5 protein-coding genes are annotated in these 12,732 nt (G+C 44.6%); all 5 read left to right on the top strand.

Translation table 11 applies throughout. The annotated features are described in order from the left end of the window. Positions 1-97: 97 nt before the first annotated feature. Complete coding sequence (locus tag NBH01_RS01895; protein WP_225678772.1) at positions 98-4,141, top strand: hybrid sensor histidine kinase/response regulator transcription factor; 4,044 nt, start codon at positions 98-100, stop codon at positions 4,139-4,141. Positions 4,142-4,318: 177 nt separating this feature from the next. After that, the gene (locus NBH01_RS01890; RefSeq protein ID WP_062695865.1) at positions 4,319-6,340 is read left to right on the top strand and encodes an alpha-galactosidase; all 2,022 of its coding nucleotides are present in this window, start codon (positions 4,319-4,321) and stop codon (positions 6,338-6,340) included. Positions 6,341-6,348: 8 nt separating this feature from the next. Beyond that, positions 6,349-8,295 (top strand): sialate O-acetylesterase, encoded by a 1,947-nt coding sequence (locus NBH01_RS01885; protein WP_062695866.1) that lies wholly within the window; start codon positions 6,349-6,351, stop codon positions 8,293-8,295. Between the two features lie 24 nt (positions 8,296-8,319). Continuing rightward, a complete protein-coding gene (locus NBH01_RS01880) occupies positions 8,320-10,476 on the top strand; it encodes an alpha-galactosidase (RefSeq protein WP_234141591.1) in 2,157 nt (718 codons plus the stop codon). A gap of 46 nt (positions 10,477-10,522) precedes the next feature. Continuing rightward, positions 10,523-12,730, top strand: a complete 2,208-nt coding sequence (locus NBH01_RS01875) for a GH92 family glycosyl hydrolase (protein ID WP_234133988.1) — start codon at positions 10,523-10,525, stop codon at positions 12,728-12,730. Positions 12,731-12,732 lie beyond the last annotated feature (2 nt).

Raw genomic sequence — 12,732 nt, 5'->3', positions numbered from 1 at the left:
TGCGGCTATTACTGAAACAAATGCGTCAACTCCTTTTTATATACTGTTTTTTAGTGTATATTTGCGCGCACAGCCAAATATAACCACTATATAATTTATGAAGAAACACCTACTACGATTAGCTTTCATAAATGGATTGCTATTCTTATCTATTTGTATTTTTGCTCAGGAATATTCTGATTTTTATTTCACCCGTGTTAATGGAGAAAATGGTTTATCAGAGAGTAATGTAAAAGCAATCTTGCAGGATAGCTATGGATTTATGTGGTTTGGGACAAAAAATGGGCTCAACCGCTATGATGGAACTTCTATTCTCCAATTCGATTGCGATGATTTGGAGGAGGGTACAGGTAATCATAATATTGGTGCTCTTTTTGAGGATAAAGAAAGGAATTTATGGGTTGGAACAGACAGGGGTGTTTATATATATAATCCGGCGGTTGATGTATTTAAACGTTTCAAAATAGCTTCATCAGAAGGAATAACTCTTGATAACTGGGTAGCGGAAATTCTGTCTGATTCACTAGATAATATTTGGGTGTTGATTCCTGATCAGGGACTTTTTCGTTATAAAGACGGAAAGGTACATCATTATTCATTGATAGATAAAGACAATTTAAAAAATAATAATCCGGAATGTATTTGTATCAATGAGCAGGGCGAAGTATGGGTAGGTACATCAGGAATAGGTTTATTCAAGTACAATTATCGGGATGATAATTTTGAACAATATTTGACAGACCGAATGGGACGTTCGTTAATTGACAAAACAATTATAAGTATTTGTTTTCAGAAAGAAAATGCTATTTTGGGAATACATGAAGGAGATTTGCTGAAATATAATACTCGAACAGATGAGTTGAGTGAAGTTTCGTTCCTTGGTGAGAAAAAAACATTTTTGCGAGATGTAATGTGTTTTGGAGATGAAATTTGGGTAGGTTCTCTTCATGGAATTTTCATTATTAATGAGAAAGAAAATAATGTTATTCATTTGAAAGAAGACCTGATGCGTTCATTTAGTTTATCGGATAATAGTATTTATTCTATTTATAAAGATTATGAAGGAGGAATTTGGATTGGAACAATGTTTGGAGGTGTCAACTATCTGCCTAATCGTATCTTGACTTTTGCTAAATATGTACCGGGAAGCGATCCATATTCTTTAAATACCAAACGTATCCGTGGATTGGCAGAAGATAATAATGGGTGTATTTGGATAGGTACTGAAGATAATGGTGTTAATGTATTGGATCCTCGAACAGGTAAAGTACATCAGATATATGATAATGTTCCAGGTCGTCTCATTACACTATCAGTAAAACATTATGAAAATCATATATATGTTGGATTATTTAAACAAGGAATGAATGATATTAGTATACCTGGTGAACATCTTAAATACGTCAGTGATAAGGATTTGGGTATTGAAGAAGGAAGTGTATATAGTTTTTTAAAAGATAGTAAAGGTCGTACTTGGATAGGACCTGGGTGGGGATTATATGTATCACAACCTAAGGAAAGGAAATTTCACCGTGTGGAAGAAGTAGGATATAACTGGGTTTTCGATATAATGGAGGCTAGAGATGGTACAATTTGGCTTGCTACTATGGGAAATGGTGTTTGGAAATGTGATCCTAAGAATAATTCTTATAAGAATTATTCTTATAAGGAAGGAGTTGACAACTCTCTAAGCTCCAACTCCGTCAGCTCCATCATGCAGGACAGTAAAGGGAATATATGGTTCTCTACCGACCGTGGCGGTATATGCAGATATAATGAAGCGCAGGACAACTTTACCACTTTCAGTATTGAAGACGGACTACCGGATGACGTAGCTTACAACATATTGGAAGATGATGCCGGAAATCTGTGGTTTGGCACCAATAAAGGATTGGTCAAGTTCAATCCCGAGAGTGGAGATGTACGTGTCTTTACCAATAAGGACGGATTGCTGGGTAATCAGTTCAATTATCAATCGGCATTGAAAGCTCAGGATGGAAGGTTCTATTTCGGCGGGGTGGACGGATTGATCGCGTTCGATCCTACTGTTCAGGAGGAGGAAAAGCCGCTTCCGCCTGTTTACATTTCCAAGTTCAGTATATATAATAAGGAGGTGACGGTGCATACTCCCGAATCACCCCTGAAACAATGTATCGTACATACGGATGAAATCGTCCTGCCTTACGACCAGGCCAATATCAGCTTTGATGTGGCATTGCTCAGCTACTCTACGGCCGAGTCCAACCAATACTATTATCGTATGGAACCTCTTGACAGGGATTGGGTACGGGCTGCCAGCAACCAGAACATCTCGTATGCCAAACTTCCGCCGGGAAAATACACCTTCCGTGTGCAAGCTACTCACGGCAGCAAGTCCGAGTCGTCCACACGCTCTCTGTCTATTATCATTCTTCCTCCGTGGTGGCAGTCTATCATTGCTTACATTGTATATACAGTATGTATTATCCTGATCGTGGTTGGCACCATCTTATGGTACAAACACCGCAAGGAGAAACAACTGGAAGAACGGCAAAAGCTGTTTGAGATCGAAAAGGAGAAGGAACTGTACGAATCCAAAGTGGACTTCTTCACAGAGATAGCGCACGAAGTGCGTACCCCTTTGACACTGATCAACGGTCCTCTCGAAGCCATTGAGGAAATGGAGATACAGGAACCCAAGATGAAGAAGTATATCAGTGTGATGGTTCAGAACACCAAACGCCTGCTGGAACTTACCGGACAACTGCTGGACTTCCAGAAGATCGGTGCCAACAAGCTGACCATGAAATTTGAGAGCGTGGACATTACCGAACTTCTTGCCGGAATCGTGGCACGCTTTGAAGTGACGTTCAGCCTGAACCGGAAAGAATTGCAGTTAAAATCGACAGAAGAGCAGGTATGGGCAGCCGTAGATAAAGAAGCAATCACCAAGATACTGAGCAACCTGCTCAATAATGCGCTGAAATACGCCAGCCAGAATGTACTGGTAGAACTGGAAAAGGGAGAAGACAGCTTTACGATTCGCGTCACCAGTGACGGAAACAAGATTCCGGCGGAAGTCAGCCAATATATATTCGAACCGTTCTATCAGGTGGACAGAAAGGAGAAGCCCCGTAATGGAGTAGGCATCGGCTTGTCTCTGGCACGTTCGCTGGCATCCCTGCACAAAGGCACGATCTATCTGGATACCCGTCAGGAAAACAATATGTTTGTACTGACCATTCCTTTAAATATGGAGGGCATTAAACAGGAGAACAACAAAGCCATACAGAAAGACATTGTTGAGCTGGACGAACATACGCCCGTCACGGCCGATATGTATGGATATACCCTCCTGCTGGTAGAAGACAATGAAAGTATGCTGACCTTTATTCTCGAACGCTTGCAGGAAAACTTCACCGTAGAGACAGCGATGAACGGGGTAGAAGCACTGGAAATATTGAGAAGCAGCCATATCGACTTGATCATCAGTGATATCATGATGCCTGTAATGGACGGATACCAACTCTGCAAGGAAGTAAAATCGGATATGGAACTTTCTCATATTCCTATTATCTTCCTGACAGCCAAGAATGACATCGACAGCAAAATCAACGGTCTGAAATATGGTGCGGAAGCATATGTTGAGAAACCTTTCTCTTTCAATTATCTGAAAGAACAAGTCCTGTCCTTGCTTGACAACAGGCGCAGGGAAAGAGAAGCCTTTGCAAAACGCCCCTTCTTCTCTGTCAACAATATGCAGATGAACAAGGCGGACGAAGAATTTATGAATAAGGTGATCAAGGTCATTGAAGATAACATAACCGATGATAATTTCGGTGTAGAACGAATGGCGGATATACTCTGCATGAGCCGTTCCAGTTTGTTAAGGAAAATCAAGACACTGTTCAACTTGTCTCCGCTCGATTTTATCCGGTTGATCAAGCTGAAGAAGGCAGCCGAGTTTATTCAGGAAGGTAAATACCGGATCGGAGATATCTGCTATATGGTCGGCATCAATTCGCCGTCTTATTTCAGCAAGTTATTCCTGAAACAATTCGGCATGACACCCAAAGATTTTGAGAAACAATATCAATCCGGCAAGCAGATCATTATCACGCAGGAGATAAAGAATGTCGAGGCAGGAGAGGGCACAAAATAGATAAAATACCTCTCTTAGCCCCCATTGGAGCTTATTTGCCGTATTTTTATCATTTTTTGAATCGTTTGTATATAGTAAAGGAGATGCCAATCCTTACCTTTGTGGCATACCTCAATAAGAGAAAAAGGTTTCTTATTCGGGTATGCTTTATTTTTTTACATAAGAACATTGTACCATATGAAAAACCAAAAGCTACTACTAAAAAAAATGTCGGGAGTATCCCTGATGCTTCTTCTGTTTCTTTTCATTTCCAACTGTGCCAGTGGAGACAAGATTTTCTCTACCGATGTATGGAATATAACTTACGATGATCAGCAAGGGGGAATAGCACTCACTTATAAGTCAAAAAATATTTGTAACGGAATGTATGCTTCCTATCAATGGGAAGGGAAGGAGATCAAGACGACTGACTATGCCCGCCATAAAATCAGTACGGACAAAGTTTCCGATTCTTTCGGGAAAGGACATATATATAAGGTAGAGTATACGGATAAGGAACTTCCGAAGCTGACTCAGTATTTCTATCTTTATCCGGGTAAGGAATATATACTGACCGATTTTACGGTCGAAGCGAAAGAGGAAATCAGTTCCGGCAGAATGGCTCCTGTCAATGTCGATTCTATATCCGGATTCTTGCAGGCAGGTGATAACCGTGCCCTTTTTGTTCCGTTCGACAATGACAAATGGATCAGATATCAGTCTCATCCGCTTGGTTTCGATACATTGGTGAGTTATGAAGTGACAGCCATATTCAATAATGAAAGCCGGAACGGTCTGGTGATCGGCTCCGTAGAACATGATAACTGGAAAACAGGTATTTCAATAGGTAAGGGGGATTGTGATAACATTGGTTCGCTGGTATGTTATGGGGGCATAGCAGATGAGCAGACTCGTGACGTAAAGGCTCACGGTGCATTAGCAGGTAAAAAGATTAAATCCCCTAAAGTCTTTTTGGGTTTCTTTGAAGATTGGTGCGATGGACTTGAAGCGTATGCAAAAGCCAACGCTGTAATTGCCCCTCCCAAAGCATGGGAGAAAGCTGTTCCATTTGGTTGGAACAGCTGGGGGGCATTACAATTCAATCTGACTTATGAGAAAGCGATGGAAGTCTCCGATTATTTTAAGGAGAATCTGCAGAATAATCATTTTGTAAACCCTGATCAGACTGTCTATATCGGTCTGGACTCCGGTTGGGACTGTATGAATGAGGAACAACTGAAATCATTTATAGAAAAGTGTAAGTCGAACGGACAGATCGGTGGTATCTACTGGACTCCGTTCACCGACTGGGCACGCGATCCGGAACGGACGGTAGATGCCGCACCAGAATATAAATACAAAGATATCTATCTCTATGCCAACGGAAAGCCGCAGGAACTGGACGGCGCTTATGCAGTCGATCCAACGCATCCGGCAGTGGAAGCTATGATGAAGAAGACTTCCGGTTTGTTCCACCGTGCAGGATTCGAGTATGTGAAGATGGACTTCATGACACACGGTGCGATGGAAGCGGACAAATGGTATAATCCTGAGATTACCACAGGTATACAGGGATATAATTATGGCATGAAACTTCTCAATCAATATTTTGGAGATATGTATATCAATCTCTCCATTTCTCCTGTTTTCCCTGCCCAGTATGCGCAGTCACGCAGAATAGCCTGTGATGCGTGGAATCAGATCAAGGATACCGAATATACATTGAATGCTCTTTCATACGGCTGGTGGCAGAAGTATATCTATCAATATAACGATGCCGATCATATTGTACTGAGAGATGCTACCGACGGAGAAAACCGTGCCCGTATTACTTCGGGTGTCATTACGGGTATTTACATTACAGGAGACGATTTCAGTGCGGGAGGAGGAAAAGACGCCAAAGAAAAGTCACAGAAATATCTGACCAATGCGGCAGTGAATGCAGTGGCAACAGGAGAAGTGTTCCGTCCCGTGGAAGGAAACGGAGAGAAGTCGGAACATATCTTTGTAAGGAAGACACCCGATGGTCGTTTCCATTGTGCGGTATTCAACTACTCGGACCAGGAACAGACAACTGTGCTTTCGTTGGAAAGAATAGGATTGGACAAGGCACGCAACTATCAGGTGAAGGAGTTGTGGAGCGGCAACGAGACTTCTGCCACAGGACAGCTTGAAGTGACCGTACCCTCCAAAGACGTGCAATTACTTGAATTTAAATAACCGAAGAAATGAAAAAATATCAATTAACACTCTTATCGTTATGTGTGGCAGCCTTTGCGCAAGCGAAGGTCACATTGCCGTCATTCTTTACCGATAATATGGTTATTCAGCAAAACAGTCAGCTGACGTTACCGGGAAAAGCGAAAGCCGGTAAACAAGTGACTGTGAAGGTGAGCTGGAATCATGAGAAATATACGGCTAAAGCGTCAGCTGATGGTCATTTTAGCATAGAAGTCCCGACTCCGCCTGCCGGAGGACCTTATCAGATCATTGTTTCGGATGGTGAGAAACTAGTGTTGAACAACGTCTTATCGGGCGAAGTCTGGATATGTTCCGGTCAGTCGAATATGGAAATGCCCGTTGCCGGATGGGGAAAAGTGATGAATTACGAACAGGAGGTTGCCGATGCCGATTATCCTTCCATCCGTCTGTTGCAGGTAAAGAAGACCGTTGCTTTCTCTCCGCAGGATAACGTAGAAATGAATATGAACGGCTGGCAGGAATGTAGTTCCGCTACTGTACCGGAGTTTTCTTCCGTTGCTTATTTCTATGCCCGTAAGTTGTGGAAAGAACTGAATGTGCCCGTTGGGGTGATTGACTGCACTTGGGGCGGCACACCTGCCGAATCATGGACAAGCCATCAGACATTGAAGCAAGTCATGGGATTCCAGAAAAGGATGGCCGAAATGGAAAGCGCAGGCTTCCAAAGAGAGAAACTTGTCGAACTTTACCATCAGGAAATGGACGAGTGGCTTCAGCAGTTTGATGCCAGGGATGCCGGATTCAAAGACGGAGTTCCCCAATGGATATCAGCTCTTCAGACAGGGAATGGATGGAAACCGATGGAACTGCCCGCCTACTGGGAAACCCGCGGACTGAATTTTGACGGTACTGTCTGGTTCCAGAAAGAAGTGGAAATACCTGCTGACTGGAGCGGTAAGGAAATCTCTTTCCATCTGGCTATGATCGACGACGACGATATCACTTACTTTAACGGAAAAGAGATAGGAAGAACTTCGGGATGTAATACGATGCGTACTTATAAGATTCCCGCAGTCTTGGCAAAGGCAGGTAAAGGGGTTATCACCATCCGTGCCATAGATTATGGAGGTGAAGGTGGTATCCACGGAGAACCTCAGCAGATGTATATGGAAGCGAACGGCAAGAAGATTTCTTTGGCGGGCAACTGGAACTATCACACCGGAGTATCGATGACCGGCGCACCTTCCAGACCATTGTCTCCCGAAGGGACCGGCTGGCCGACATCCTGTTACCCGACCGTACTTTACAATGCAATGATACATCCTTTTACTGTCTTTCCTATCAAGGGTGCTATCTGGTATCAGGGAGAAAATAATGTAGGATTCGACGAGCAGTACAGGGTACTTTTCCAGTCAATGATTACAGATTGGAGAAGGGCATGGAAACAGGATTTTCCTTTCTACTTTGTGCAGTTGGCCAATTATCTGAAACCGGAAGAAGTGCAGCCGGATTCCAAATGGGCGGCTCTCCGTGATGCACAGGCACATGCGCTGCACCTGCCTAATACAGGTATGGCATGTGCCATCGACCTCGGCGAAGCTTATGATATCCACCCGAAAAACAAACAGGAAGTAGGAAAGCGGCTGGCGCAAGCGGCATTGGCGAAGACCTATAACAAAGGTACATACGAAGTGCCCGCATTCCTTGGATACCGCATTTCGGGACGTACGCTGATTCTTAGTTTCGATCAGGAAGTAGTAGCCAAAGAAGGTGCTCCGAAAGGCTTTATACTGGCGGGACCGGACGGGAAATACGTTCCGGCACAGGCTACCATCCGGGGAAAAGAAGTCATTCTGCAATCCGACCGGATAGAAATACCGACGGCGGCTTGCTATGCGTGGGCAGACAATCCTGTTTGTAATCTATATGGCAAGAGCGGGCTTCCCGTACCCCCGTTCCGCACCAGAGAATAAATATCAACCATAACAATGTAAACCATGAAATTAAAAGCATTCTTACTTTTTTTTCTATTGAGTTCTTTTTCTCTTTTGCAGGCTGCCGACAAGCCTCTGATCAAAATAGAAACCGAACGGACCAGCCTTATCTATCAAGTAGCTGACAACGGACGTCTGTATCAGAAATACTTGGGCAAAAAGCTTAACCATGATTCCGATATCCAGTATCTGCCACAAGGGACTGAAGCTTATCTGACTCATGGTATGGAGGACTACTTTGAACCGGCTATTCACATACGTCATAATGACAATAACTCTTCATTGCTGCTGAAATATGTAGATCATTCGAGCAATGCCATCAGTAACGGGGTCAACGAAACCGTAATTACCCTTAAGGATGATAAATACCCTGTGACTGTGAAGTTGCATTATGTAGCTTACGGCAAAGAGAACATTATCCGTGCGTTTAGTGAAATCAGCCATGAAGAGAAGAAGCCTGTGATACTTTGCAAGTATGCTTCATCAATGCTTCACTTGAACAGCAGCAAGTATTTCCTGACTGAATTTTCCGGTGACTGGGCACACGAAGCCAACGTGACTGAAAGAGAACTGGCTTTCGGCAAAAAGGTGATCGATACGAAGTTGGGTGCACGTGCCAATATGTTTGTATCTCCTTTCTTCCAGCTGGCTCTTGACAATTCTTCGCAGGAGAATGCAGGCGAAGTGCTAGTAGGAACCATCGGGTGGACGGGTAACTTTCGCTTTACTTTCGAAGTGGACAACAAAAACGAACTGCGTATAATCAGCGGTATCAACCCGTACGACTCCGAATACAGCCTGCCCGCCAAAGAAGTGTTCCGTACTCCGGACTTCTATTTCACTTACAGCACGCAGGGGAAAGGTGAGGCCAGCCGTAACTTCCATGACTGGGCGCGCAATCATCAGGTGAAAAACGGTAATGATACCCGCATGACTTTGCTCAACAACTGGGAATCTACCTATTTTGACTTTGATGAAAATAAACTGATCGGCTTGATGGATGAGGCTACCAAGCTGGGCGTAGATATGTTCCTGCTGGACGATGGTTGGTTTGCCAACAAATATCCTCGTAGCAGTGACCATCAGGGGTTGGGCGACTGGGAAGAGACTGCCGACAAACTTCCGAACGGAGTAGGGCGTCTTGTTGAAGAAGCACAAAAGAAAGGTATCAAGTTCGGTATATGGATAGAGCCGGAAATGGTGAATCCCAAAATCGAGCTTTACGAAAAGCATAAGGACTGGGTGATTCATCTGCCTAACCGTGATGAATACTACTTCCGCAACCAGATGGTGCTCGACCTTAGCAATCCGAAAGTACAGGATCATGTATTCGGCGTGGTGGACAACCTGATGACCAAATATCCCGGCATCGCTTTCTTCAAATGGGACTGCAACAGCCCGATTACGAATATCTATTCGGTGTATCTGAAAGATAAACAGTCTCATCTGTACGTTGATTATGTGCGCGGACTTTACAAGGTGCTGGATAGAATCAAAGCCAAGTATCCTGATCTTCCGATGATGCTGTGTGCCGGTGGCGGCGGACGCTCCGACTATGAAGCATTGAAGTACTTCACAGAGTTCTGGCCAAGCGACAATACCGATCCTATCGAACGCCTGTTTATTCAATGGGGCTATTCGCAGATCTTCCCAAGTAAGACACTGTGTGCCCACGTCACTACTTGGAATCGTGGAACCAGTATCAAGTTCCGTACCGATGTGGCCATGATGTGCAAATTAGGATTCGACATCAAACTGGAAGACATGAATCAGAATGAGCACCTTTACTGTGATCAGGCAGTCAAGAACTACAACCGTCTGAAACCTGTCATCCTTGAAGGTGATTTGTATCGCCTCGTTTCTCCTTACGGAAGCAACCATACTTCTTCCATGTTTGTAGGCAAGGACAAGAAAACGGCTGCGGTATTTGCCTTCGATATCCATCCGCGCTATGCGGAAAAGACATTGCCTGTCCGCCTGCAAGGGTTGAATGCCGACAAGAAGTACCGTGTGAAGGAAATCAATATGATGCCCGGTAGCGGTTCCTCATTGAAGGGTAACAACCAGGTTTTCTCCGGAGAATATCTAATGAACGTCGGACTGGATCTTTTCACAACGCAGCAGCTCAACAGCCGTCTCATTGAAATAACAGAAGAATAAAAAGCCATAGACATAAGAAACATATCTTATAAAAACACCACGAACCATGAAGAAATTACTTTTAAGTGTATGTGCATTTTCATTGACTCTCGCTACGTTGCAGGCAGGGGAAATCACTAAATATGTAAATCCGTTTATTGGAACGGGGGCCATCGATGGGGGACTTTCGGGTAATAATTACCCGGGGGCGACCTCACCGTTCGGTATGATACAGCTTTCTCCGGACACCAGTGAAGCTCCCAATTGGGGGGACGCTTCCGGCTACGACTATAACCGGAATACGATCTTCGGTTTCAGCCATACCCGCCTGAGTGGGACAGGAGCCTCGGACCTGATCGACATTACATTGATGCCGACCAGTAGCGGACGCACTTCTTCCGCATTCACGCATGACGAAGAGAAGGCCCGTCCCGGCTATTATCAGGTAATGCTGAAAGATGAGAATATTAATGCAGAGCTTACCACTACTCAGAGAAACGGTATCCACCGCTATCAATATCCCGCCGGCAAAGATGCGGAGATTATATTGGATATGGACCACTCGGCAGATAAGGGCAGTTGGGGACGCCGGATCATTAACTCTCAGATCCGCATTCTGAATGATCATGCAGTGGAAGGTTACCGTATCATCACCGGATGGGCGAAACTGCGCAAGATTTATTTCTACATGGAGTTTTCCAGTCCTATCCTTACTTCTACGCTGAGAGACGGCGGGCGTGTTCATGAAAACACAGCCGTGATCAACGGTACGAATCTTCATGGCTGTTTCCGTTTCGGCCAACTGAATGGCAAACCACTGACGTGTAAGGTAGCCCTTTCATCCGTCTCTATGGAGAATGCCCGTCAGAACATGGAACAGGAAGCACCGCACTGGGATTTCGACCGCTATGTGGCTGCTGCGGACGCTGATTGGGAAAAACAACTAGGAAAGATCGAAGTGAAAGGTACGGAAGTGCAGAAAGAGATATTCTATACGGCTCTTTACCACACCATGATACAGCCTAACACCATGTCCGACGTGAACGGCGAATACATGGCTGCCGACTATACGACCCGCAAGGTGGCGAACAATGAAACTCATTACACCACATTCTCCCTGTGGGATACTTTCCGCGCTTCTCATCCTCTCTACACATTGCTGGAACCCGAACGGGTGACTGACTTCGTGAAGAGCATGATACGCCAGTATGAATATTACGGCTACCTACCTATCTGGCAATTATGGGGACAGGACAATTACTGTATGATCGGTAACCACTCCATCCCTGTGATCACTGATGCCATCCTGAAAGGTATTCCCGGAATTGATATGGAGAAGGCCTATGAAGCAGTCTATAACAGTTCGGTAACCTCACACCCCAACTCTCCTTTTGAGGTATGGGAGAAATACGGCTTTATGCCCGAAAACATTCAGACTCAATCTGTCTCCATCACTCTGGAGCAGGCTTTTGATGACTGGTGTGTTGCCCAACTGGCTGCAAAATTGAACAAGGATGCCGATTATCAGCGATTCCACAAACGCTCCGAATATTACCGGAACCTTTTCCATCCGAAAACGAAGTTCTTTCAGTCCAAGAATGACAAGGGAGAATGGGTCGAACCTTTCGACCCGTATCAATACGGTGGAAACGGCGGGCATCCGTTTACCGAAGGAAATGCATGGCAATACTTTTGGTATGTTCCGCATAACATCCAGGCCTTGATGGAACTGACAGGAGGAACGAAAGCCTTTGAACAAAAGCTGGATACCTTTTTTACCTCTACCTATAAGAGTGAGCAGATGAATCATAACGCTTCGGGATTTGTGGGACAGTATGCACATGGTAATGAACCCAGCCATCACGTAGCTTATCTCTATAATTTTGCAGGTCAGCCGTGGAAGACGCAAAAGTATGTCAGTCATATTCTGAACACGCTGTATAACAACACTTCTTCGGGATATGCCGGAAATGATGACTGCGGTCAGATGTCTGCCTGGTATGTATTCAGTGCGATGGGATTCTATCCGGTCAATCCTGCCGACGGCCGGTATATCATCGGTTCCCCGCTTTTGGATGAGTGTACTTTGAAACTGGCAGGTAATAAGGAGTTCCGTATCCGGACCATCCGCAAGTCTCCCGAAGATATCTACATTCAGTCGGTGACTTTGAACGGGAAGAAACACAAAGATTTCTTCATCACTCATCAGGACATCATGAACGGTGGTACGATGGTATTCAAGATGGGTAAGAAACCATCCGGATGGGGAAAGTAAAC

The sequence above is a fragment of the Bacteroides sp. B1-V-101 genome (assembly GCF_023656585.1).
Taxonomy (GTDB): domain Bacteria; phylum Bacteroidota; class Bacteroidia; order Bacteroidales; family Bacteroidaceae; genus Bacteroides; species Bacteroides thetaiotaomicron.
This window is presented reverse-complemented; position numbering and strand designations above follow the sequence as displayed.

Bases quoted from the DNA above. Each gene is read 5' to 3' on its own strand.
- NBH01_RS01880 (WP_234141591.1), top strand. From the start codon at position 8,320: ATGAAATTAAAAGCATTCTTACTTTTTTTTCTATTGAGTTCTTTTTCT.
- NBH01_RS01875 (WP_234133988.1), top strand. From the start codon at position 10,523: ATGAAGAAATTACTTTTAAGTGTATGTGCATTTTCATTGACTCTCGCT.
- NBH01_RS01895 (WP_225678772.1), top strand. From the start codon at position 98: ATGAAGAAACACCTACTACGATTAGCTTTCATAAATGGATTGCTATTC.
- NBH01_RS01890 (WP_062695865.1), top strand. From the start codon at position 4,319: ATGAAAAACCAAAAGCTACTACTAAAAAAAATGTCGGGAGTATCCCTG.
- NBH01_RS01885 (WP_062695866.1), top strand. From the start codon at position 6,349: ATGAAAAAATATCAATTAACACTCTTATCGTTATGTGTGGCAGCCTTT.